Annotated in this window: 17 protein-coding genes and 1 tRNA gene; 3 read left to right on the top strand and 15 right to left on the bottom strand. The window is 34.4% G+C overall.

Annotated features, from left to right (window positions below; genetic code table 11):
• Positions 1–62: 62 nt before the first annotated feature.
• Positions 63–2,258, bottom strand: coding sequence for a S9 family peptidase (locus HM982_RS01875; RefSeq protein WP_179351422.1), 2,196 nt, complete (start codon positions 2,256–2,258; stop codon positions 63–65).
• 310 nt (positions 2,259–2,568) lie between these two features.
• Between HM982_RS01875 and HM982_RS01870 the strand changes: the two genes are divergently transcribed.
• On the top strand, positions 2,569–3,885 hold the full coding sequence (locus HM982_RS01870; protein WP_179351421.1) for a hydroxymethylglutaryl-CoA reductase, degradative: 1,317 nt from the start codon (positions 2,569–2,571) through the stop codon (positions 3,883–3,885).
• 69 nt (positions 3,886–3,954) lie between these two features.
• Positions 3,955–4,887, top strand: coding sequence for a GYDIA family GHMP kinase (locus HM982_RS01865; RefSeq protein ID WP_179351420.1), 933 nt, complete (start codon positions 3,955–3,957; stop codon positions 4,885–4,887).
• Between the two features lie 147 nt (positions 4,888–5,034).
• Here HM982_RS01865 and HM982_RS01860 read toward each other — a convergent pair whose 3' ends face one another.
• From HM982_RS01860 to HM982_RS01830, 7 genes are all read right to left on the bottom strand, one after another.
• Positions 5,035–7,182 carry a peptidylprolyl isomerase gene (locus tag HM982_RS01860; protein WP_179351419.1) on the bottom strand — a complete coding sequence of 716 codons (2,148 nt, stop codon included), beginning with the start codon at positions 7,180–7,182 and terminating at the stop codon, positions 5,035–5,037.
• 95 nt (positions 7,183–7,277) lie between these two features.
• The gene (locus HM982_RS01855; protein ID WP_179351418.1) at positions 7,278–8,567 is read right to left on the bottom strand and encodes a hemolysin family protein; all 1,290 of its coding nucleotides are present in this window, start codon (positions 8,565–8,567) and stop codon (positions 7,278–7,280) included.
• Positions 8,568–8,570: 3 nt separating this feature from the next.
• Entirely contained in the window at positions 8,571–8,765 is a 195-nt protein-coding gene (locus HM982_RS01850; protein ID WP_317167413.1) for a hypothetical protein, read from the bottom strand.
• A gap of 30 nt (positions 8,766–8,795) precedes the next feature.
• The gene (gene lptC, locus HM982_RS01845) at positions 8,796–9,362 is read right to left on the bottom strand and encodes an LPS export ABC transporter periplasmic protein LptC (RefSeq protein WP_179351417.1); all 567 of its coding nucleotides are present in this window, start codon (positions 9,360–9,362) and stop codon (positions 8,796–8,798) included.
• Complete coding sequence (locus tag HM982_RS01840) at positions 9,362–10,756, bottom strand: hypothetical protein (RefSeq protein ID WP_179351416.1); 1,395 nt, start codon at positions 10,754–10,756, stop codon at positions 9,362–9,364. The genes lptC and HM982_RS01840 overlap by 1 nt, the downstream gene beginning before the upstream one ends.
• A gap of 28 nt (positions 10,757–10,784) precedes the next feature.
• Complete coding sequence (locus HM982_RS01835) at positions 10,785–12,107, bottom strand: hypothetical protein (RefSeq protein ID WP_179351415.1); 1,323 nt, start codon at positions 12,105–12,107, stop codon at positions 10,785–10,787.
• Positions 12,107–12,835 carry a type III pantothenate kinase gene (locus tag HM982_RS01830; RefSeq protein WP_179351414.1) on the bottom strand — a complete coding sequence of 243 codons (729 nt, stop codon included), beginning with the start codon at positions 12,833–12,835 and terminating at the stop codon, positions 12,107–12,109. Before HM982_RS01830 ends, HM982_RS01835 begins: the two co-directional genes overlap by 1 nt.
• 103 nt (positions 12,836–12,938) lie before the next feature.
• Between HM982_RS01830 and HM982_RS01825 the strand changes: the two genes are divergently transcribed.
• Positions 12,939–13,014 (top strand) — tRNA-Phe (locus tag HM982_RS01825).
• 472 nt (positions 13,015–13,486) lie between these two features.
• On the opposite strand, the gene HM982_RS01820 is transcribed toward HM982_RS01825, so the two are convergent.
• The 7 genes from HM982_RS01820 to HM982_RS01790 form a co-directional block, all read right to left on the bottom strand.
• Positions 13,487–14,863 carry a sugar porter family MFS transporter gene (locus HM982_RS01820; protein WP_179351413.1) on the bottom strand — a complete coding sequence of 459 codons (1,377 nt, stop codon included), beginning with the start codon at positions 14,861–14,863 and terminating at the stop codon, positions 13,487–13,489.
• A 61-nt stretch (positions 14,864–14,924) separates the two neighbouring features.
• Positions 14,925–15,719 carry an endonuclease/exonuclease/phosphatase family protein gene (locus HM982_RS01815; RefSeq protein WP_246296555.1) on the bottom strand — a complete coding sequence of 265 codons (795 nt, stop codon included), beginning with the start codon at positions 15,717–15,719 and terminating at the stop codon, positions 14,925–14,927.
• A 32-nt stretch (positions 15,720–15,751) separates the two neighbouring features.
• Entirely contained in the window at positions 15,752–17,599 is a 1,848-nt protein-coding gene (locus HM982_RS01810; RefSeq protein ID WP_179351411.1) for a family 43 glycosylhydrolase, read from the bottom strand.
• A 3-nt stretch (positions 17,600–17,602) separates the two neighbouring features.
• Positions 17,603–19,309 carry a sulfatase family protein gene (locus HM982_RS01805; RefSeq protein WP_179351410.1) on the bottom strand — a complete coding sequence of 569 codons (1,707 nt, stop codon included), beginning with the start codon at positions 19,307–19,309 and terminating at the stop codon, positions 17,603–17,605.
• Positions 19,310–19,311: 2 nt separating this feature from the next.
• The gene (locus HM982_RS01800; protein ID WP_179351409.1) at positions 19,312–20,196 is read right to left on the bottom strand and encodes an alpha/beta hydrolase; all 885 of its coding nucleotides are present in this window, start codon (positions 20,194–20,196) and stop codon (positions 19,312–19,314) included.
• 48 nt (positions 20,197–20,244) lie between these two features.
• A complete protein-coding gene (locus HM982_RS01795; RefSeq protein WP_179351408.1) occupies positions 20,245–22,836 on the bottom strand; it encodes a glycoside hydrolase family 2 protein in 2,592 nt (863 codons plus the stop codon).
• 13 nt (positions 22,837–22,849) lie between these two features.
• Positions 22,850–25,072 (bottom strand): glycoside hydrolase family 3 N-terminal domain-containing protein, encoded by a 2,223-nt coding sequence (locus HM982_RS01790; RefSeq protein ID WP_218849757.1) that lies wholly within the window; start codon positions 25,070–25,072, stop codon positions 22,850–22,852.
• Positions 25,073–25,077: the final 5 nt, after the last annotated feature.

Raw genomic sequence — 25,077 nt, 5'->3', positions numbered from 1 at the left:
AATTCATCATAGCGTTTTAATCCCATCTTAGATTTTGAAAAAGTTCAATAACTATCACACTGTTAATTATTCTTTTCCAATTTATCACCCAATGTTTTGTGGATAAAATTGGTCATTTTTTTATATAAATGAAGTCTTGTGTTACCTCCGTAAATACCGTGATTCTTATCTGGATAAATCATCCATTCAAATTGCTTATCAGCTTGAATTAAGGCTTCGACCATACGCATGGTGTTTTGTACATGCACGTTATCATCACCTGTCCCGTGAATTAATAAGAAATCCCCTTTTAATTTATCAACGTGGTTAATTGGGGAGTTTTCATCGTAACCACTTGAATTCTCTTGAGGTGTTGTCATGTAACGTTCGGTGTAAATGGTATCATAAAACCTCCAGCTCGTTACAGGTGCTACCGCTATAGCCATTTTAAACACATCATTACCTTTAAAAAGGGCATTACTACTCATAAAACCACCGTAACTCCAACCCCAAATTCCAATTCTTGAAGCGTCAATGTAATCTAATTTACCGAGTTGTTTAGCGGCATCAATTTGATCCTCTAATTCATATTTACCCAATTCATTTTGAGTTACTTTTTTAAAATCGGCACCTTTAAATCCTGTACCTCTTCCATCGACACAAACTACAATATAACCTTCTTGTGCCAACATTTGATACCAGTAATCATTAGTACCATTCCAACGGTTAGCCACTTGCTGAGAACCTGGACCAGAATATTGGTACATAAATAGCGGATAAGATTTAGTGGCATCAAAATCCTTAGGTTTAATCGTCCACATATTTAAATCGTTACCATTTACAGAAATCGTACTGAATTCTTTTTCGGACATGACATAAGCCTCCAATTTCTTAACTAATGCATCATTATTTTTAATCTCCTTAATAACCTTACCTGATTTTGAATTATGCAAGGTATATTTTTGAGGTGTTGTTGCACTAGAAAACGTATTGATAAAATAGCTGAAATCAGCACTAAACGAAGCGCTATTAGTTCCGACGTTTTGAGTCAATCGTTTTTTACTTTTGCCAGTTATTTTTATAGAATATACATCTCTATTTATAGAACCATTTTCGGTAGATTGGTAATAAATGGTCTTTTCTTTTTCATTGAAACCGTAATACTTGGTTACTTCCCAATTTCCTTTGGTAACTTGGTTAATCAACGTCCCGTCTTTTGAATAGTGATAAATATGATTGAAACCATCCTTTTCACTTGTCCAAATAAAACTGTTGTCTTCCAAAAACGTTAAATTATTTGTTATGTCTATATAAGCCTTGTCTTTTTCAGCTAATACCTTTGACATTGACTTGTTCTTCGTATCAAACAAGATTAAATCCAGTTCATTTTGATGACGATTCATAAACTGAACACTCAAAACGTTAGCGTCATTAGTCCATTTTATTCTCGGAATGTAAAAATCTTCAGGTTTATCTTCACTTAACTCTATCTGTTTTTTTGAATCTAAATCATATAAATGTAAAGACACTTTAGAGTTGGCTTCACCCGCTTTTGGATATTTAAACACGTGTTGTGTTTGGTATAAATCTGCTCCATAAACATCCATTGAAAATTCGGGCACTTCAGATTCATCAAATTTAATAAAGGCGATTTGGTTGCTATCGGCATTCCAATCAAAAGCTCTTACAAAAGCGAATTCTTCTTCGTAAACCCAATCCGTAATACCGTTTATAATTTTATTCTTTTCACCATCTAAAGTGATTTGTTCTACCGCACCAGACGCAATATGCTTAACGTATAAATTATTTTCAAAACCGTAAGCTACTTTAGTTCCATCGGGAGATAATGTTGGTTCTTGCACCAAGTCATCTGACACCTTAGTAACTTTCTTTGATGCCACATCATAAATATAATATTCACCTAAAGTAGAGTGTCTAAAAACAGGCAGCGATTTAGTTGTAAGAATCAATTTTGACTCATCGGAATTAAAGGTGTAATCCGAAAAATATTGAAGCTCATCAATAGCTGCAGAGGACACTAACGTCTTAACCTTTTCTGAGGTTTTATAATCGTAAATATCAATACTGGTTGTTCTGGTTTCTCTATCAAAGTTTAAAACCGAATATTGTTGGCCATTTTTCATAGAATGTAAGGCTTGCATGCCTTCGGTTCTAAACTGGCCCGTCCAAATATCTTGAAGTGTTATTTGTTTTTCTTGACTAAAAACTAATGAAGTTATTACAAAGCCGAAGATGGCCACAAAGTTTCGCAAACTCATAAAAATCACATTTTTTTTAATGAATACTATCGTATTAGATTTGAAAGATATTCAAAGAAATTTACTTTTATTGTTAAAAGTATAAAAATCGAATTCCCGCTTAAAAAAGTAGAGGCAGTTCAACTAACTGTTTTGTGTCATTTTGGTGTTCAATTTCTCCCAACAAAGCTTCACAAAAAAACAATGCCAAGTTTACTAAAAATTATGCAAAAAACCGTTATTTTTAACGTAAATCGGCATTTAAAATCGTTTTTACTCTCATTATATACCAATCCGAGTATCTTTGTTTTTTTAAAAAATTAAAATCAACATGCCTAACACCATTTCTGGCTTTTCTAAGCTTTCAAAATCCGAAAAGATTGACTGGCTTTTAAACACCTATTTCACCGATAAAGATAGCGCTAGAACTCTTGTGCAACGCTATTGGAATTCCGATAAAAAACTTCAAAAATTACACGATGAGTTTATAGAAAACACCATCACTAACTACTATTTACCGTTAGGTGTTGCGCCTAATTTTTTAATTAACGACACAACTTATGCCATTCCGATGGCCATTGAAGAAAGCTCTGTAATTGCAGCAGCAAGTAAAGCTGCTAAATTTTGGTTAGATCGTGGGGGTTTTAAGGCGGAAGTCTTAGCAACAGAAAAAATAGGACAGGTTCATTTTATATACGAAGGTGATTTTGATAAGCTTAATGCTTTTTTCACAGAAGTAAAGCCAAAATTAATCAGTGCTACAGCTCATATCACCAAAAACATGGAACGCAGAGGTGGTGGTATTTTAGATATAGAATTACGAAATAAAACGGAAGATTTACCCAACTACTATCAGCTACATGCAACGTTTGAAACTCTGGATGCCATGGGTGCGAATTTCATCAATTCGTGTTTAGAACAATTTGCAAATACCTTTAAAACTGAATCCTTTCAATTTAAAGGTTTTAACAATACAGAAAAGAATATTTCAATTGTAATGAGTATACTCTCAAATTATGTACCAGAGTGTTTGGTACGCGCAGAGGTATCTTGTAAGATTGAAGATTTAAAAAGTAAAGATATTCCTAACCCCGAAGTCTTTGCACAAAAATTTAAACAAGCCGTTAGTATTGCCGAAGTTGAACCTTACAGAGCAGTAACCCACAACAAAGGAATAATGAATGGTATTGATGCCGTTGTATTAGCCACAGGTAACGACTTTAGAGCGGTTGAAGCTGGTGTGCATGCCTACGCAGCTCGACACGGTAAATACTCAAGCTTAACACATTGTTCGGTTGAAAATGGTATTTTTAAATTCTGGATTAAAATTCCATTGGCTTTAGGAACCGTTGGTGGCTTAACTAGCTTACATCCTTTAGTAAATTTTTCTATGGAAATGCTTCAGAAGCCTAGCGCTAAAGACCTAATGAAAATTGTAGCAGTCGCTGGGTTAGCACAGAATTTTGGTGCCGTAAAATCTTTAACAACTACTGGAATTCAAGAGGGACATATGAAAATGCATTTGATGAATATTTTAAATCAATTTGAAGCGACTGAGGCAGAAAAAGTGAAACTTGTTGAACATTTTAAAACAAATGTGGTAACACATAGTGCTGTTGTTGAAGCGATAAGTAAATTAAGAAACTAAATGAATTGTTAGTATTATAGATGGTTCAGCGCCTTAAGAAACAAAGCACACTCCACTAAATAAAACACCTTGAACAAAACATCCAAAACATACCGAAGTAACGGCAAATTATTGCTCACCGCAGAGTATGCCGTTTTAGATGGTGCAAAAGCTTTAGCGATTCCCACAAAATACGGACAGAGTTTAGAGGTTAATGCCAATGGTTCTAATAGCATTCATTGGAAGAGTTATAATGAATTGGGTGAGATTTGGTATGAAGAACAATTAGTCATTAAAAGTACTTTGTCTGGGCTTCATGTAACCGCAAAGTCAGACAATCAAATTACAGAACGCCTTATTGAAATTCTAAAAGCGATTAGAGAATTGAATTCTGAGTTCTTAGATTCAAATCAAGGTTATACCATTACAACACATCAAGATTTTAATCGCCTCTGGGGCTTAGGAACCTCTTCTACATTAATTAATAACTTAGCCGATTGGGCTAATGTTGATGCTTTTCAGCTTTTAGAAAAAACTTTTGGTGGTAGTGGTTATGATATTGCATGTGCTCAACACAATTACCCAATTACATTTCAACTTCAACAGCATCAAACCCCATTGATTGAATTAGTCGATTTTCAACCTAGCTTTAAGCAACAACTCTATTTTGTGTACCTCAATCAGAAACAAAATAGTCGCGATGGTATTTCTGCTTACAAGAAACTAGGAAAGGTTAATTTAGACGTTATCAAACAAATTAACAGTATTACTAAAAGCATGATTGTTTGTCAATCACTTTCAGAATTTCAAAATCTAGTTGATACTCATGAAAATATCATCTCAAAACTTATTCAGCAATCACCTATTAAAACCCGAATATTCGCTGATTTTAATGGTGCTGTAAAAAGTTTAGGCGCTTGGGGTGGTGACTTTGTTTTAGTAGCTTCAGAAGACAATCCAACCGATTACTTTAATGCAAAAGGCTATGAGACTGTAATTCCGTATGAAGCTATGGTGTTGTGAGTACCTAACTTGACTAAAACTTAACTCATGTTGTTTTTAATTCAAGTTTCAATAGCTACAAGGTTTTGAAAACCTTGCAGGATATGCAAACAAAAAAATGGCTTCACATTACTGCAAAGCCATTTTATAAATTATATTTCTAAACGATTAGTAAACCGTTTTTGCTCTGTTATCTTCTATTTCAGCTGCATCCTCTAAAGCAGGAAATACTTTAGATTGAACTGCCGCCTTACGCTCTGAATTTAATCGATTGATAATCGCTGTATAGTTATCTAATTTAGTTGCTTCGTTAATTTTAGTTACTTCTACAACATAAACTCCTTTTTCTCCTTGAATAGGCTTAGATGTTCCGCCTTCAGCTAAACCAAATGCTGCACCTACAACTTTAGGTTCTACACCTGCTCCTGATAAGGTTGTATTGTTAATTGTAATAGCAGCTGCTGATCTAGGACTCTGACCTTGATTCTTGGCGATATCAGCTACAGTAGTTGCTGTTATTTTTTCAGTAATCATTTTAGCCTTCTTTTCTTTTCTTATTTCTGGCAATGCTGTAATTGAAGCGTCTTCCACGCTCATTAATCCTTTTTCTTTCTTCTCTACAACTTGAGCGATAATGTAACCAAAATTAGAGATTGGAAAATTCTTTAGGTCACCTTCTTCAGTTTCATCTTCAAAAGACCAACGTACAACTTCTCTCTGGCTTCCGATACCTGGAATATTTTCGTCTAATTCTTTAAATGTAATTGGTTTTACAGTTAGGCCGTTTTCACTAGCTAAAGCATTAAAGTCTCCATCTTTTGCTGCAATTTCAAACTTAGACATTTTATTAAATATATCTTGAAGTGTTTGATCAGAAGGCTCAATTTTATCTGCTAAAGTCGCTAGTTTAATAGCTTTGTTAAAACTCTTTTGTTCTAATATTTCAATAATATGATATCCGAAAGTGGTTTGTACCACAGCCATATCACCTTCATTGTTATCAAAAGCATAGGCTTTGAATTCTGGAGCCATTCCTGCTCTATAATCGAATTCTATTTCACCATCTTTTTCGTTACTTACTTTATCAGAAGATAATTCTAATAAATCCATAAACTTAGTACCTCCTTGAATTTCAGCAAAAATACTATCTGCTGTTTTCTTAGCTTCTTCTGGAGTTTTAGTTATTGACGCATCTGCTCGTTGTCCGCCTACATGAGGAATTAAGATGTGACGTACTTTTACTGAGTCTGGCATTTGCTTTGTCTCAACAACTTTAGACAACTTGTAATATCCACCATCTTTGTAAGGCCCGTAGTAATCCCCTACATTCAATTTCAATAAAGTATCTTTAGCTACCGCAGGTAATTGTGCAGGTCTTAAAAATGAATCATTATAGTTGATATCTGAGTTGAAGTTAACAAATTCTTCAATGTCTGTAGCAGAATCAAAACCTTTAATAGTTTCATTATTTTTGCTATTTTCATTGTATTCTGTCTTATCAGATTTTAAGGCTAACAAATCGGCCTTAATTTTATCTTCATCTGCCTTAGAAGCTTCTTCTTTAAACTCTACATAGACCACTTCTCTACTTGCATCAACTTCATAAGTATCTTTGTGTTTCTTTATGTAATCTTTAACATCACTATTAGAAACAGTAACTAAACTATCTGAGATTGTTGTGTAAGGAATTTGCACGTAACGAATATCTACAGTTTGAGCATCTCCCAAATATTCTTGTTCAGCTTCAATAATAGAAGTCCCAACACCTGCTTTAATCATGTTAAAATAGGTTTGTTGAATGGCACTTGTAGCAATAGTTTGCTCATTATTGGTCCAACTATCGTAATTAACTAAAAAATCACCTAATGGTGCTGTATCGCCATTAAGGTCTTTTAAGTTTGCGATAAAAGCATTTAAACGGTTGACATCAAAATTTCCGTTAGCATCTTGAAATTCTGGATAAGAAGAAAAGCTATTTTTCAATAGATCTCTCATTTCATCTTTTTCAACAGACAAGCCTAATTCTTCAATTTCTGTTTCTAAAACAAGTTTACGAAGCTCTTGGTTGTAAATCGTATTCATAGATTGCGTAGAAGTTTGACTTCCACCAACTCTATCTTGGTAATTTTTAACTTTTTGTTGAAACTCTAAACGATTAATATCCTTACCGTTAACTGTTGCAACGACATCTTGTGAACCTCCTGTTAGGGCATCTGAGTTTTTGAACAAATCGCCGATTACGAATGAGAATAACGCTAATGCGATAACTAATATTAATACCAGTGAACGTTGTCTAATTTTATTTAAAACTGCCATAGTCTTTTTTGTATAGTATGTATTTCGTGTAAATAAGTCTGCGAAAATAATGTATTCTAGTAAATAATAAAAGGAGAACTGAAGTTTTTATATGGTTAATCTTCTTCGAGGATTTTCAATAAGATTTCATCAATTTTAGTTGAAGAGACTTCGGTTATGGTAAACTTAAAATTATCGATTAAAACATCATCTTTTTCTTGAGGAATACCTTCTGTTGCATTTACAATTAAGCCTCCTAAAGTTTCATAATTTTCACTTTCAGGTAGGTTTAATTTATAGGTTTCATTAATGTAGTCTACTTCTAATCTGGCTGAAAACCTATAGGTATTTTCGTCTACTTGCTCTTCAATCATTTCAACTGTATCATGTTCGTCTTCAATTTCGCCTACTAACTCTTCAATGATATCTTCAACAGTCATCAGTCCGGAAGTTCCACCATATTCATCTATAACGACAGCCATACTTCGGCGTTTTTTGATTAAAATATTAAGCACATCTTTTACCAGAATTGTTTCGGGTACAAAACCGACTGGCATTAGTATAGAATTAATATTTTTTGGTTTTTTAAAGAGTTCAAAAGAATGTACATAGCCTAAAATATCGTCTATATTCTCTTTATAAACAATAATTTTTGTACGTCCAGAGTCGATAAAAAGCTGACGTAAATTATCTAGTGATTCAGAAATATCAACCGCAGTAATTTCTGTTCGAGGCACCATAACCTCTCGTGCTTTTACTTCTGAAAATTCTAAGGCATTCTGAAAAATTTGAATTTCACTATCTACACTGTCTTGATCTTCTACGGATTCCATTTGCTCCGTAATATAATTCCCCAATTCTACCTTTGTCATTGCTAAAACAACGTCTTCATCATCAACTCTAAAAATATATTTTAAAACGGCATCTGAAATCCAAAGTACAAAATCTGAAACCCAAGAAAATAAGATGTAGAAGATATAGGTTGGCAATGCTAATACCTTAAGTAATGTATTGGCATAAATTTGAAAAAATACTTTAGGTAAAAATTCGGCTGTAATTAAAATGACTAAAGTGGAAATTACAGTTTGACTTAGCAATTGCAAATCCGTTAATAAGTAGTTTAAAGCAGCGTTATTTGAAGGCAACATGGTTTGAAACCAACCTACCAAAACCTCACCCATTTTAAAACCATAAAGCACCAACGCAATGTTGTTACCAATAAGCATTGTAGCAATATACTTAGAAGGCCTAGCGGTTAGCTTCCCTAATATATTCCCTAAAAAATCACCTTGTTTTTTTTCTAATTCTATATGAATTTTATTAGACGACACAAAGGCAATCTCCATACCCGAAAAAAAAGCTGAAAGTATAAGTGTACTGATAATAATGACTATATCGGCAGTCATAAATTACTTGTTGTTACGGTCTTCAAACTTTTTGCTGAAGCGTTTTCTGAAGAAAAACATAAAGATTGCTAAGGCAGCAAGCCCTAAAGATGTGTAAGCACCAGTTCGATTATCTGTCCATTTAGTAATACCATCGTATATAAACAGTATGGCAAAAACAAAATAAGCGTATTGAAAAATCTTCTGTATTTTCATCATTTTTATCTTCTAATTATTAGGCAAAGATAACTAATTATCAAGTTCAAAATCACCACCCATTTCTAACATTTGAAAGTTCTTAAATTCTTTATCGGAATCAAAACCTACACCATAGGTATTATTGGTTATGCCTTTATACGTAAATGCTTTGTTTGTGAATGCCCACTCTAATTTCTGATTATAATACAATTGCTCTGTAAACAACGTATCATTTTGATGGGTTGCAATTTGTACATCACCTCGCAAATCTATAATATCAGTTTCTGAATACACGATAGCATAATTTGATGTTATGGTGGTTTTGTTATTATTACTGTCGTAAATATAGAGCTCTATACCATCTGGAAATTCATTAAACGGAAAATCTCTATTAGAGTAATCAAGCATTTTAGGACTGAGAAGATTGGCAAGTAATCTTAGCGTATCGTCTTTAAATTCGGTGTATTTTAAATCGATATCTTCAGCTTCACCAATAGGTTGATTTTGTAATACACCAACCTTTTGTACATCACTGATGTTATTATTACACGAAAAAAACAAAGTCACAACAATTGCTGTGACTAGGTTTTTAATCGTATGTAAATTATGTTTTTTCATTAAATGCTTGGCACAGTCACTGAACGTCCTATCCAACATCCAATTTTAATAACTTCTCCTGAACAACTACATTGAAATATATCTGCTTTAGCAGGTGCATTAGCTCTATAACTTTTTGCAGTTTGTGCTGCTGCGCTTCTTAAACGACCATCTACTTTACCTGCTTTTTCAGCTTCATCTGCAGCTAACCAGAATACTGCTCTTTTGTTAAAGTTAGTATCGCCACAGTTGTTAGCACTTTTAGCATACATTGCTGCTATTCTTAAATGTGGTGTACCATTAGATGGATTTAATTTTAAGGCATCCATATATTGTTGTCTTGCTTTACTGAAACTACCTCTTTTAAAGTTTTTCTCAGCAACTCTTATTACAAGGTTCCACTTTTTAAGTGGGTCTGTTTCTAACTGTAACGATTGATCGTAGTAACGATTGGCTTCCGCCATTTTACCTTGCTTTTCTTTTAACACGCCTAAATAATAAGCTGTTTTAGCATCTGGCTCAACAGTATTTTTTTGAACCACTAATTTTTCAAAGAAAGGATCATCAGTACAGTCTTTTTCACCCATTTTATTCATTGAACGTTGTAACCAAACTGTATCATTTTTATTTTCCTCAAAATCCTTTTTATATAAAGGAATTAACACCTCACAATTAGCTCTATCTCCAAGCGTCTTATCCATACTTCCAAGAATCTGGTTTTCGAACGCTTCAATATTAGACTCATAACTAGAACGATATCTTTCCTCTTTAGAAGATAATTTTTCTCCTGCCTCTTCTTTTTCAGCATATTTGTTTAACTGGGTCGTCATGGTTGCGATACGATTATCAATAATTTCTTTGACATCATCGTATTTGTTAAACATTTTTTGAGCATCATCTGAAGACTGAGGACTCGCATCATATAACCCTACTGCTAAAGAAAAATAAGTATAAAGTCCTACGGCACTAGTAAAGTTTTTAGCGTCTTTTTTATAAGCCTCATCAAACATATTATAAATGTCTTGCTCTGGCATATTTAACTCTTTTCTATACTTGTAAGCTAAGTTAGCTTTATCTACAAGAACTTCGGCTAAGTCATAATTAGATTCAAAATGCTCTCTACTTTGATCGTATAACAACATTAAATCTTCAATATGTGCTAATTGTTCTTCGCCTGTAGTGTTTTCTATCTTATGCTTAAGAATTTTTTCTCCGTGTGCATAAATAGCTCTGTTATAATCAGGACACTTTTCGCGTACTATTTTCCAAGGGCCATAAGCTTCATCGTATTTTTTGCTCTTAACATAACTATCAAAAATAGATAGGTTATTTACACATTCTTCATCTTGTTGAGCAAATCCTATGTTAGCACTCATAAAAAGTGCGACTAGCAGTATAGTTAATCTCGTCTTCATCTTTTATTAATTGTATTACAGTTTTATATTAATCATATTTTCTTTTCTTAAACCATCTAGAGCTTAAAGATAAACTTACATTTAAGTTTATAAAATTTTCTTGAACTAAATTTTGGTTTGTTGTTCCTCGTTTTCCAAATTCTAAGCCTAGATTGGCATTAGAAAATAAACTTCGGCTTCCAACTGGTAAACCTACACCAAAAGACATGCCAAACTCTTTTATAGACTCATCTTTCACAACTAAACCTGAATTTGAAAAGTTAAATCCGGCTCTATAAACCACACGTTTAAAATACCCTGTAAATGCTTTATAGTCTGGAATATAAAACCCTCCAACAGATACTTTAGACGCATTTTCAAAAGATGAAATTTGATTAGAAAAAACAGGATTAGAAAAATCACTTGTGTTTTGATAGGTGTATTCCGCGCCTACAAACCACGATTTAGGCTGTCCCAAACCAGCACCAAAAGAAAATTTAGACGGCATAGATAACTCCGTTTCCTCAAGATTTTGAGACGCTAAATCTGTAATTATTGTATTGGTAATAGAGGTTACCTCTAGTGAAGAGCCATCTAATGTTACTGTAGATAAGCTTCTCGTATTATCAGAATTAAGCGTACTTCCTGGCGTATAGGTTGCTGTTGCAGACAGTTCTAACTTGTCGTTTACCATCGTTTTATATGCAATTCCAAAATTTAAATCTAGACCGCTTAAATCAGACCTATTGAATTCTCTTGTTTGGTACTGTACAACTTCGCCATCTGAAGTGTAGGCGATTTCAATTGCCGTATTCTGAATATTACCGAAGTTATAATTAAAATCTACTCCGACACTCAATTGGTCGTTTATTTGATAGCCTAAGCCTGCAAACACTCTGTTTATTCCACCTTGACCACTGTAGCGATTAACAATAACATCATCGTCATTAACATCATAGAGTTTATGACCAACTGAAGTGTATGGTAATAACCCAAAACCAAACCCAAATTTACCTAGAGGTACAGACATGGCGATATAATCGAACATGGTGCTATTATAGCTTCCTTCGCCCGAATTACTTTCTAAAGAGACATCAGACATAGTACCTGCTACAGAAAATTTAACAGGTCTGCTTTCGCCATCAAAAGGGTAATTTTCTATATTTTTCCCCGCATAGGCCGCCGGATTTCTTAGATTAACGTGAATACTGTCTAAGTAAACGCCCATACCACCCATACTTCGGTTTTCTACCGTACCTTTAAATTTAAGGCTACCGATACCATAAAATGAATAGGGAGAACCTGTTCCTTGTTGTGCAAAAGCCGTGGAACTTATAATTGTAATGCAAATTACAATGAATTTTTTTATCATTATTTTGAATTATATTCTAGAATGAAATTCAAACCGTCCAATAGAAAATTTGAATTCGCAAATATGCTATTTTTTAATTGGTTTGACAAAAAAATGGCATCTCCTCCTGTTAAAATAATTGTTAAATCTGAATAACGCTCAATATATTGATCTATAATTCCATCTATTTCTTTTACAACACCATTAACCACTCCGGAGTGAATTGATGTTTCAGTAGAATTACCAATGATATTTTTAGGGTTTTCAGTTTCTAATAACGGAAGATTTGCTGTTAAATTATTCAAAGATACATAACGTAACCTTAAACCAGGCGAAATAGCACCACCAAGATACTCATTTTCTTTCGTTATAAAATCGTAGGTAATACAAGTCCCTGCATCAATTATTAAAACATTTTGATTCGGGAACTGATTAACAGCCGCCACCACTAAAGCTATACGGTCAACCCCTAATGTTTTTGGCGTTTGGTATAAGTTTATGAATGGAAAATTTAATTGTGAGGTTAATTCAACAACTGTTATATCATTTTTAATAAGCGCTACATCTTCTTTGGTTAAATGACCTACAGAAGCAATGAGTGCTTTTTGGAGTTTTGGAAACTCTTTTTTTAGTTTTTTGTACTGGAATTTGAACGCTTTTAGCTTAAAAGCTGTTTTATAAATTAAATCTGCATTATTAAAAACAGCAAACTTAACATACGTATTCCCCACATCTACAACAAGATTCATAGTAAAATTGATAAGTTGCAAATTTATAAAATCAAATTTTATTAATTTCCTTTTGGTAATAATAAAAATGCGCTTATATTTGCACCCGCTTAACAAAGCAATTGGTGCCTTAGCTCAGTTGGTAGAGCAAAGGACTGAAAATCCTTGTGTCCCTGGTTCGATTCCTGGAGGCACCACCATCAAAAACCCGATTCATCTGAATCGGGTTTTTTGGTTTTTATATTTAAAACAATCCTATTCATGGGATTACTTCAAAAAGTAAAGGGATTTTGCTGCTATGTAAAAGTAGCTTTCAACCTATATGGTAAGATTTTATTATACTTTAATATCAAATTTATTTAAAGCTTGTCAATTATTACACGTAAGTATTTTGCCTTTTTAGTCACATTACAACCACGGACGGTTATAACACGGATATCACACGCTTATGACACGCTTATGACACGCTTATGACACGCTTATGATACGGGGTTACTACGGGTGAACCTCATCTATGGAATGATTAAGCAGAACCAAATGTTGCACCTGTAGTTACAAAAGAATAAGCGTGCGTTTATTTTAATAAGCTCATTTAACACTAAATAAGATGTGTTTAAACAAAAAAGTCAAGACACACATACCTTGACTTTTTCTATTAAAAACAATTACAATTTACTTCCAAAACTCTTCAATCTCTTCTAAAGATTTCCCTTTAGTTTCTGGTATAAATTTATAGGTTACAAAAACTATAATGAGTATAAAAACGATAAAAATATAGTACGGTAAAGACCCATTCCATGGCTCACTATTATTCATATCGCTTCCCATGACCATTGGAAACGACTGCGATACAATATAATTTGAAGCCCATTGTGCAGCTACTGCAACAGACATCGCTACACTTCGAATTTTATTTGGAAACATCTCAGCTAACAACACCCATACCACTGGCCCCATAGATAGTGCAAAAGAAGCTATAAATAGTAATACACCGATTAAAGATACCACACCAACACTGCCTTGTTGTAATGTTACGCTCAATAATAAAAACCCGATAATCATACCTGCAGAACCGATATAAAGCAATGGTTTTCTACCTAATCTATCGACCGTAAACATCGCTACAAATGTGAATATCAAATTCACAAAGGCTAATAATATTTGTTGTGCAAGCACATCTTCCTTACCAAAGCCTAAGGCTTTTTCAAAAATATCTGCACCATAGTATAAAACGGCATTGATTCCTGTGAATTGCTGCAGCATGGAAAGTACCGTTCCTATAGCAATAATCACTAACACGGCTTTAGAAAAGTAACTGACCTTGACAGTATCATTCGTTTCATTTAATGATTTCTTAATCTGAACCATTTCTTTAGCTGCATCCTCATCACCATTAATACGTTGTAAGACAACCAAGGCCTCTTCTTCTTTTCCTTTTAACGCTAACCATCTCGGACTTTTAGGAACGATAAATAAGAGCGCCAAGAATAGTAAACTCGGAATCAATTCTGACCAAAACATACGACGCCATCCAAACTGAATATTTTCGGCTTCAGTTAAATCATTACCTATAAAATACGTGGCTAAGAACACCACAAAAAAGCCAATAACAATAGCCAATTGATAATAAGACACCATACGGCCTCTAATGTTAGAAGGTGCAATTTCTGCGATATACATTGGTGCATTCATGGATGCCACACCAATACCTAAGCCTCCTATAATTCTAAAAACCACCAACATACTTACCGTCTGCGGAAACACTTCTGGTAAACCCGAGCCATAAGCTGAAAGCGTGAAGAATATAGCTGAAATTATTAACGACCATTTACGTCCTATTTTAATACTTAGAGGGCCTGCAATAATAGCTCCGACAAAACACCCTAAGAGTGCACTTCCTACAACCCAACCTTTTAACGCATCACTTAAATCGAAATATTCAGTGAGGTAGAATTGCGCCCCATTTATAACACCTGTATCGTATCCAAAAAGCAACCCACCTAAAGCAGAAACTGCTGCAATCAACAATAAAAAGACACCTTTTTTCATTTTATATATATTTAGTTTAGTTCTATTATTTAATAGTTAGAGCCTATAAAGTTAATGACTTTTACAACTCTAAAAGAATTAAAATAGGTAAATGATCTGATGGATAATGTAAATCCCAATTATCACTCAACACCGCATATTTACTTACCATAACCTCCGCACTTACAAACACAAAATCTATACGTCTGATTACTGGCTCATTAAAATAAAATCCATTAAAAGTGCCGTGTGGACCAAAGGTAAGTTTTGCTATTTCTTTAGAATCTTTTAATGCACTTTTTATGTGTTTTATACTATCGTGAGTAGGCTCCATGTTAAAATCGCCTGTTAAAACTACAGGATAATTTTCAGTGTTTAATGCCTGTATTTTTTCAATAATTAAGGTCGCGCTATTTTTTCTAGCCACTTTACCTACATGATCAAAATGCGTGTTAAAAGTCCAAAATAGATTACCTGACACTTTATCTTTAAACAAGGCATAAGTGCATATTCTATTACATACAGCATCCCAGCCCATCGATACTTTTTCTGGTGTTTCAGACAGCCAAAAAGTCCCCGATTTTATAACCTTAAACTTATCTGTTTTATAAAATAATGCCGAATATTCACCCTGATTTTTACCATCGTCGCGCCCCACACCTAAATAACTATAATCAACTAAAAGGCTATCCATGTCTTTCATCTGATTAGGCATAGCTTCTTGTACACCTATCACATCTGGTTCGTTATATTTAAGTTGATTAACAAGGAATGGCTTTCTATTCGTCCAGCTATTTTCACCTTCTTTAGGATAATCTAACTTAATATTATAGCTCATTATTTTCAGCTCTTGTCCTTGAGCAGAAAACAATATCATTACTAAAAATAAATTAAAAAAATACTTCATCATTACTCTACAAAAATCACTTCACTCTGATTAGAAATTCCATTTTCATTATAGGCCTCAATCGTAAAATAATAAGGTGTATCACGGTCTAGATTACGCATAAAATGGGTATTAGTATCGTAAACTTGCCACGAATGGTAAAGCTTATCTTCGGCAATTCCCCAACGTATATTATAACCCTGAGCGCCTTCTACAGCATTCCAAGAAAAGGCCGCATCTCTACGGTCTTCTTCGCGGTTTACAGTGAATCCTGTAACCTTTGCCGGCTTATCTCCTAACCCTAACCCGAATACTCTTAATTCTGACATTGCAAAATTTGCGCCTGGGACTTTTATATTATTATAGCGCACATATTTTGCAAGTACAGGTTCGTCTAATACAATGTAGGCATTTGGTGTATCTGCTTCACTTTTACTTCTATCAACTACAGTTGTCCAGTTTTTACTATCTTCTGACACCTCAATAGTAAACTGATGCTTTAAACCTTCAACACGTGTATAGATTTTAGATTGGTGATCGTGAAAATTCAATTGCAAAGCTTTAATCGTCCCTGGGTTTTTCATCTCGATAGTCAGCCATTGTTTATTGTCATTAGCTTCAGCAACCCAGAATGTTTTAGGGTTTTCATCTGTTAATACTTCAGACAATATCTCACCATCTTTATTCTTCTCTTCGGGCAATTCCACAACCTGGATATCATCATCATTTGAAGTAAACTTCATAATCTGCATTAACGAAGATGATACCGTAACATCCCCTTTATAAGACAATAACATCCATCCATTGTGATGTCCAGCTTTTGTGGGGTGATCAGTTCCAAAACGCGGATAATCCCCATAAGCGGTATTTGTATACATTAAACCTTCATCATCAAAATAGGTTGGAAACATACATAACCGACGTTCCCACTGAGAATTTGAAGCTAATGCCATTGTTGCCACATGCCAGTATTGGTCGTTGGTTTGCTTTACCGTAATGCCATGACCTGCTCCATTTGTAAATCCGCCTGGTTTAAAGCTCATTGGGTTATTTTTCATGTATTCGAAAGGCCCTAGTGGCGAATCGCTAACATAAGCCCCATCGGCATAGACATTAAATTGTGTCCCTGGCGCAGCATATTGCAAATAATATTTTCCGTTGTGTTTGGTCATGGAAGCCCCTTCCATATAACCTTCCTTTAAGGTTGGGTGAAAATTATTTTCTCCAAAACGCTCCCATCCATGAGCGTCCTCATCTAGATTAATTAAGGTTTCTTTGACTCCTGTTTCTAAAAAGCGGTCATCTTTATTCAACATTTTTACATGAAGGGGATGCACATTTGAAGAGCCCCAATACAAATATGTTTTACCATCATCATCTATAAATAATTCAGAATCTTGAATATTAGTAGATATCGAAGCTGTAGGTGTCCATTTCCCTTCTTTTGGGTTATCGGAGTACAGAATACTTCCGTAGCCTGCAGGGTCACCTGCAAAATACACTAAAGAGTCTTTATAATTAAATGCTGTTGGTGCATTACTCCCTTCAAAAAACCATTGTTGTGGTTTAATAAAATCCCAGTTCATTAAATCGGTAGAATGCCAATACCCAAAGGAACGCGTTACAAACATATAGTATTCGCCTTTAAATTCTATAACCGCCGGATCTGCACCCGAACGATAGGATTTATTCTGGCTTGAATTGTAAACCATATAGGTATAATCGATATCTAATGGGTTGATATAGGTTTGAAACCCTGTTTTTATTTCTGCTTTTTCCTTTGAATTAAGCTGCTGACTTCCTTTTTCATTCTTGTCTGTATTACAAGAAAAAAGCGATGTTATAATGAAGAAAACAAATATTTTTTTCATGATTTATAATTTAGTGTCTTTATCTGTTTGTGGGTTGTAAGAAGTCCCTGTTTCACCTCTTAATCTTTTAAATTGCTTATAAGCACGTTCTACGTTTTCTTTTGGTGCTTGTTTAAATTCTTGTGCTTTAACGTTATATTCTTCTTGAAGCGCTATAAGTCGTGTTCTTAATTCTGCTTCAATTGTATCATAATCTGGATTATCGATTTGATTATTAATTTCATTAGGATCTTCTTGTAAATCATATAATTCCCAAGTATCAATATCATCATAAAAATGCATCAGCTTATAGCGTTTTGTTCTTACGCCATAATGTTTCTTTACCATATGAAATGCTGGATAATCATAATAATGATAGTACACCGCATCTCTGAAATCTTCATCATTATTTCTATTTTCTAATAGTGGACGTAAGGATTTACCTTGCATATCTTCTGGAATTTCAGCGCCTGCATAATCTAAAAATGTTTCAGCAAAGTCGAGATTCTGTGTTAAATCTTCAATAACAGTTCCCGGTTTTATAGTCCCTGGATATTTTACGAGTAAAGGCATAGCCAATGATTCCTCATACATATAACGCTTATCGAACCATCCTTTTTCACCTAAATAAAAGCCTTGATCGGTGGTATAAATTACAATCGTATTTTCAGCTAAACCAGTTTCTTTTAAATAATCTAAAACCTCACCAACCCCCTCATCCATAGATGCAATGGTAGCTAAATAGTCTTGTAAATACCGTTGTCCTTTGTAGTTTGCTAGATCTTTTCCCGATAAATTAGCATCGTGAAAGGCATCATTCTTAGCCTGATAAGCACTATCCCAAGCTCTACGTTGTGCTGTGGTCATGCGCTCAAAATCTGACTTCCAAGGATTCCAAGCTAATTCTGGACTATCTTTAGATTTAGTGAGTTTCAAATCGTGACCTTCATACATATCTTTATAGATGGTCTGCAATTGTTCTTTTGAAGCCTGAGAACCTTCATGAGCGGTAAAATAACTATCAGGCAAAGGGAATTCAACCGTATCATATTTATTAGCATGCCGTAATGCTGGCATCCAATTGCGGTGTGGTGCCTTATGCTGTAACATCAGCATAAATGGTTTGTCATCATCTTTCACCGAATTGAGATAAGCAATACCATCTTGAGTTATAATATCTGTAGCATAGCCTTCAACTCTTGTAGTATCTGCAACTTTAGTTGATGTATTAATCGCTATAAAATCTGGATTGTAATAATTCCCCTGATCAGTTAATATATTCCAATAATCAAAGCCTTGGGGTAAACCATGCAAATGCCATTTACCAATGACTGCGGTGTTATATCCTGCCTTTTGTAATAGCTTAGGAAAGGTTTGTTGGCTGCCATCAAACTGATCGCCATTCATTCTAAACCCATTAGCATGACTAAATTTTCCTGTTAAAACAACCGCTCTACTTGGTCCGCAAATAGAATTGGTACAAAAGTTATTTTGAAATAGGGCGCCTTCTGTAGCGATGCGATCTATATTTGGAGTTGGTGCCAATTGACTTATTGGATGACCGTATGCGCTGATTGCTTGTTCGGCATGATCATCTGCCATAATATAAACGATATTTGGACGCTTATTTAAAGCCGGTTCTACAGTTAAAGCCGGTTCTACAGTAGGTGTTTCGTTTTTACAAGATTGAAACCCCAACAACATTACAAATAAAATAGAGAGATATCTCATGCTTAATAGGTTTTTAAAACTTTAGTTTGAATGATTTCATTCTGCAATACTGTTTTCTCAAAGAAATTGAACACCTTCTCTAAATCTTCAAAAGGAATTCGGGCTACTTCATGGCCACCATCTTTAACGATATTGAAATAGTATGCTGTATCGTAATCTTCGAGTTGTTCTGCAATAATCCCCGAACCATCTAACCTAAAGTAGCCGTCTTTTTTTGGGTCACAAAAATGATGTGAAGCATTTCCAAAAGGAACTAATCGGTCGTTAGTACCATGATATAACACTGCAGGAATTGCATTATTTTCTGTAATATAATTGGCATCTACAATAGCACCTGCACAAGCAAATACACCTGCAAATTTCACCTTATTATAGGCTGTTTTATGGCTTACAAAGTAATCTTTCATAAATACAGCATTCAAACTACCTTCGGCACCTGCACTACTACCTCCAGCAATAATTTTGGTCGTATCTATTTGAAGTGCTTCAGCACGCTCTACTAAAAATTTTGCAGCATCTAAATAATCTATAGCTGCCTCACTAAATGTTTCTAGTTTTTCATCTTTAGTGCAATCGCATCCAAAACCTGTCGTTTTATTTTTTCTTAGCAAACGGTAATCAATAGAAACACCTATATAATGCTGTTCTTTAGCGACATACTTTACTAATTTATTATCGTCTGGATAAGCGCGATGACTCCCCGAAAATCCACCACCATGCATCCATAAAAGCACGGGTAATTTCTCATCCTTTTTGATGTTTTTGGGCGTATACACATCTAAACGCAAGGTATCTGTACCTTTTATGGCATACGTATACGTTTCTAAATCTTGAGCAAAAAGATTAGTTGTAACCAGTGTGAGTATTGAAATAAGTATTACTTTCATTTTATTAACTTTCCTAATGGGTGCTTCAATTATATACAGCGTGTAGTATTATATTTTTTCTATTAAAATACCACTCAATACAGTTTCGCCTTCTATGGGGTTGAGCCTAATTGTTAGTCCTGAATTGTTTTCAATTGAAATTATAGCGCTCTGTTTAATCCCATATTTATTGTCATATTCTTTAGCCATATTAAATTGATTTGCGATGGTCTTTTCATTTAATTTAATAGCGAACATACGATGCATAGTATCTGCTTCAGATTCACCATTTGTAGCCGATAAATTAAAAATTACATGGGCTTTGTTTTTTAACTGAGGCTCTACAAAATATAAGCTGACTTTGTATTTACCATCAGGCACATCGACTTTATAAGCCTCACAATCTACAAGCATGGTTTGATAAACGCCTTCATTTATGGAATTACCAATATTAAATGGCACTAATTTTCGTTCGCATTTTCCTGAATTTGGAAGATAGCCATACAAATTTTCTGAATAAGGACGGTCACTTAAAAACGTAACCCCTGCAACATTATCTCTAAAATTAACATGCGTCCCTACGTTAATTGCCAGTTTAGTATTTTGGTTTGTCTTTAGAGTCTTCAAAATATTTACCTTCATATCTAATTCATCAGATACGGTTTTTGATTCTACTCTAAGCGTATTTTCTCCTTGATTAAAAGGCACTGAGACTGTTGCAATACCTAATTTAAAAATTAAATCTTGAACAAATGTATGATTCACATATAGCTTCGCTTTTTCTTGGTTAGAAAATATGGTGATATCAAACGAATCTTGATCTATTAAGGTGACATCATCTTGATAATTGGCAATATGAACCAATGGCGTCTTTGAGTTTAAAACAGTTTGATACCAGTAATACACTTCCTTAGGCTGTCTATTGTATTGAACTAAGCCTTTTTGATTAACATGCGGCACAGATTCTCCTCTAAACTCAGAACCGAAATCAGCAAAATTCCATGCTGTCATTCCTGTAACAAAATTGCGCTCTATGACTTGATTATAATATCCTGAATGCAATTGTAATTGGTATTCTTGGGAATAATCGTATCGTGAAGGTTTTATTGTTGAAATCCGTACATCTGCTCCTGGTCCATATTCTGAAACCATAATAGCACGCTTTGGAAAACGCTGGTGTTGGTTGTCTAGAAAAACACCTAAATCTTTAATGGTGTCATGATACCATCCGAAATATAGATTCCAACCGACAAGCATTGGTAAATCTGCAATGTTTGTTTCGTTGTAAAGCTCATTAAAATGAAGCGCCATTACAGTAATATGGTTTGGGGCTTCTTTTCTGGTTAACTCTTCTAACTGTTTTGCGAGTTGATAAGTGTATTTTTTTCGGTTTTCTTTTTCTGCTTCAGATTCTTTCTGATCAAATGCAAGACGCAAAAAAATCTCATTCATATAACCAAACATAACAACAGAAGGATAATTATAATATTGTTTAATATGCTCCTTTTGCATATTGGTTGCTGTCTTAAAAAACGCCTCCGTATTGGTTACTTTATTTACAATAGGAGTTTCTGTCCAAACTAAAATACCAAGTTCATCACAACGTTTATAAAGCTCTCGCGCATGTGGATAATGCGCAAAACGAATAACATTAGACCCCATTTCTTTTATTAACTCAATATCTTTTTTCTGAAGTGCCATGGGTACAGCATTACCATAACCTTCATAATCTTGATGGCGATTAACTCCGATTAATTTGATGGGTTTTCCATTTAAATAAAATCCTTTATCAGCATCTACAGACACCCAACGAAATCCTACATTAGCCGTTTTCAAGTCTAAAGTCTCTCCTTTATCATCAGTTAAAACGAGTTGCAATTGATACAAATACGGATGTTCTGGTGACCATAATTTGGGGTTTTTAACCTCAGGTAACGGCACTTTAAATGCTTCTGACGTCTTAGATTTTAATTTAAATGTTTCAGAATATGTTGTTATAATTTTGCCTTCTGCATCTGAAAGCACCAATTTTAACGTTGTTTTTTCTTTACGCGATGCTGTATTATTTAACAAGGCAGTAACTTCTATTCGGGCACTTTCTTCTGATACTTGAGGGTAATTGATATAGAATCCATCTGAGGCATAATCCTCTAAACTAAAATGCTGTTTTGGCAAGGTTATTAATTCTACATCGCGGTAAATGCCTCCATAAAACGTAAAATCAGCATCTAAAGGCGGAATATCTTCATTATGAGAATTATCAACCGTAACTTCAATTAAATTATAAGCCTCATAAGTTATAAATTCAGAAATATTAAAATTGAAAGCCGCGTAACCACCTCTATGATTTCCAACTTTTTTTCCATTAACAAAGATTGTTGCTTCTTGGTTTACGGCATTAAACTTTAAATATTGATTCTGTTCTTTTTGTTCTGAGCCTATATACAGTTGTTTTTGATAATACCCTAAACCTCTCCGGTAACCAGGTGTATCATCAAAGGCATCATCTTTATTCCATGTATGCGGAATATTAACAGTTTCCCATACTGATTTATCTTCTGAAAACTGCCAGCCTGAATTTATGATTTTAGTCTGCGCATTGGTTGCCCCTAAAAAAACCATGAATAGCAGAAGCATAAAAGGCTGAAATTTATGACTCATTTTTTTTATTTAATTATTGATCAATTAGCGTAAAAGAAGATTCAAATTTGAATTCAGAACTTGGAGCAATAGCAATCTCAAATTCGCCAGTTTCTACACCATAAACCATATCACTATTGTAAAATTTTAGGTCTTCTACTGAAACCGTAAACGTTACTGTTTTAGTTTCTCCTTTTTTGAGATATATTTTTTGAAAACCTTTTAGCTCTTTAACTGGCCTAGTAACACTTCCTACTTTATCATGAATATAGAGTTGAACGATTTCATAACCATCTTTAGACCCTGTATTTGACACCTCAACTTGTGCGTCAATTGTATTTGAAAATGTCAATTTATTTGAAGACAGTTTTAAATCTGAATAGTTGAATTTGGTATAACTTAAACCATGCCCAAAAGCAAACAGAGGTGTATTCTCTATATCGATATAATTACTTTTATAATCTTCCTTAGGGTTGCTTTCAGGAATTGGTCGTCCGGTATTTTTCATGTTATAATAGATAGGCACCTGACCAACATTTCGAGGAAATGTAACGGTTAGTTTCCCTGAAGGATTTACTTCACCAAAGAGTAAATCTGCTGTTGCTGCACCTCCCATAGTTCCAGGAAACCAAACTTCTAAAATGGCATCTACCAAATTTACCTCTTCAGATAAATTTAAAGGTCTTCCATTCATTATAACTAAGGTGATTTTTTTATTCGGGTTTGCTTCACGTATTTTTTTAATCAATTCTGGTTGAACACCTGGAATTTTCAAATCAGTTCGCGAAGCTGCTTCACCACTCATATGGTAATCTTCACCCATAACTAAAACAATTTCTGTAGCCTGTTTAGACACCCTAATTGCCTCTTCAAAACCAGAAGTGTCAGCTTTTAAAATATCGCAACCTTTAGCATATAAAATTTGTTTAGGCTTTAAATATTCTGAAACACCTTCAAAAACACTTACAGCCTTTCCATCTCTATCACCTTTAGCGGCCCAGTTCCCAATAATATTATATTCATCTTTTACCAAAGGCCCAATAAAAGCGATTGTTTTTGAGGTTTTAGAAAGCGGTAGAGCGTCATTTTTATTTTGTAATAAAACCGATGAGGCAGCTGCAATTTCTCTAGCTTCAGTTAAAAATTCTGATTGATATGCGGTCTTTATTTCACGCTCTTCATCACTATAACGGTATGGGTCATCAAATAATCCCAATTTAAATTTTGCCATTAAAATTCGTTTGCAGGCATCATTAATAAAAGCTTCAGATACCTTATTCTCTTCCACTAATTTTTTGAGATGAAGACGGTACACATGTCCCATCATATCCATATCTACTCCTGCATTCATACCTATCCTTGCAGCATCAATACTATCGGCAGCAAAGCCATGTTGAATCATTTCATTAATAGAAGTATAATCGGAAACAACCAAACCTTTAAAATTCCATTCATCTTTAAGAATATCTCTTAAGGTGAATTTATTACCAGAAGTTGGCACACCATTCAACTCATTAAAGGCTGACATAAACGTTTCAACACCAGCATCAATGGCCGCTTTAAAAGGCGGTAGATAAACGTTTCGCAACTCCCCTTCTCCCATATTAGTGGTATGATAATCTCTTCCGGCTTGAGCAGCTCCATAGGCTACATAGTGTTTAGCACAAGCTAAAACAGTATTAGGTTGAGACAAATCGTCTCCTTGAAATCCTTTTACATAAGCTTTGGCTATTTCATTATTAAGAAAGACATCTTCTCCTGCTCCTTCGGAAATTCGTCCCCAACGTGGATCTCTGGACACATCAATCATAGGTGCAAACGTCCAATGGATTCCTTCTGCAGAAGCTTCCTCCGCTGCAATTCTTGAACTTTTCTCAATCATTTGTAAGTCCCAACTTGCAGATAACCCTAAGTTAATTGGAAAAATAGTACGATGCCCATGAATAACATCATAACCAAACAATAACGGAATGCCTAAACGGGTTTCTTCTACGGCAATTTTCTGTAAATCGCGAGTGCCCTTTACAGACATGGCGTTTAGCATTGCTCCCATGTTACCTTCGCGAATGTATTTCCCATTATCTGTACTAACAAATGGTCCTGTTTGATCCCAATGACCACTATACATAACGGTTTGTCCTATCTTTTCTTGAAGCGTCATAAGACGCATTAATGAATCTACTTTAGCTTCATAATTCTGAGAAAAGCTTTGGCTGAAAAAGCATATAAAGGCAATATATAGGAATCGTAATCTCATTGTTC

The sequence above is a fragment of the Winogradskyella vidalii genome, assembly GCF_013403955.1.
GTDB lineage: Bacteria > Bacteroidota > Bacteroidia > Flavobacteriales > Flavobacteriaceae > Winogradskyella > Winogradskyella vidalii.
This window is presented reverse-complemented; position numbering and strand designations above follow the sequence as displayed.

Excerpts from the sequence above, each read along its gene's own strand:
- HM982_RS01870 (WP_179351421.1), top strand. The coding sequence starts at position 2,569 with ATGCCTAACACCATTTCTGGCTTTTCTAAGCTTTCAAAATCCGAAAAG.
- HM982_RS01850 (WP_317167413.1), bottom strand. The coding sequence starts at position 8,765 with ATGATGAAAATACAGAAGATTTTTCAATACGCTTATTTTGTTTTTGCC.
- HM982_RS01860 (WP_179351419.1), bottom strand. The coding sequence starts at position 7,182 with ATGGCAGTTTTAAATAAAATTAGACAACGTTCACTGGTATTAATATTA.
- HM982_RS01795 (WP_179351408.1), bottom strand. The coding sequence starts at position 22,836 with ATGAGTCATAAATTTCAGCCTTTTATGCTTCTGCTATTCATGGTTTTT.
- HM982_RS01800 (WP_179351409.1), bottom strand. The coding sequence starts at position 20,196 with ATGAAAGTAATACTTATTTCAATACTCACACTGGTTACAACTAATCTT.
- HM982_RS01820 (WP_179351413.1), bottom strand. The coding sequence starts at position 14,863 with ATGAAAAAAGGTGTCTTTTTATTGTTGATTGCAGCAGTTTCTGCTTTA.
- HM982_RS01805 (WP_179351410.1), bottom strand. The coding sequence starts at position 19,309 with ATGAGATATCTCTCTATTTTATTTGTAATGTTGTTGGGGTTTCAATCT.
- HM982_RS01835 (WP_179351415.1), bottom strand. The coding sequence starts at position 12,107 with ATGATAAAAAAATTCATTGTAATTTGCATTACAATTATAAGTTCCACG.
- HM982_RS01830 (WP_179351414.1), bottom strand. The coding sequence starts at position 12,835 with ATGAATCTTGTTGTAGATGTGGGGAATACGTATGTTAAGTTTGCTGTT.
- lptC (WP_179351417.1), bottom strand. The coding sequence starts at position 9,362 with ATGAAAAAACATAATTTACATACGATTAAAAACCTAGTCACAGCAATT.
- HM982_RS01790 (WP_218849757.1), bottom strand. The coding sequence starts at position 25,072 with ATGAGATTACGATTCCTATATATTGCCTTTATATGCTTTTTCAGCCAA.
- HM982_RS01875 (WP_179351422.1), bottom strand. The coding sequence starts at position 2,258 with ATGAGTTTGCGAAACTTTGTGGCCATCTTCGGCTTTGTAATAACTTCA.
- HM982_RS01815 (WP_246296555.1), bottom strand. The coding sequence starts at position 15,719 with ATGATATTGTTTTCTGCTCAAGGACAAGAGCTGAAAATAATGAGCTAT.
- HM982_RS01810 (WP_179351411.1), bottom strand. The coding sequence starts at position 17,599 with ATGAAAAAAATATTTGTTTTCTTCATTATAACATCGCTTTTTTCTTGT.
- HM982_RS01855 (WP_179351418.1), bottom strand. The coding sequence starts at position 8,567 with ATGACTGCCGATATAGTCATTATTATCAGTACACTTATACTTTCAGCT.
- HM982_RS01840 (WP_179351416.1), bottom strand. The coding sequence starts at position 10,756 with ATGAAGACGAGATTAACTATACTGCTAGTCGCACTTTTTATGAGTGCT.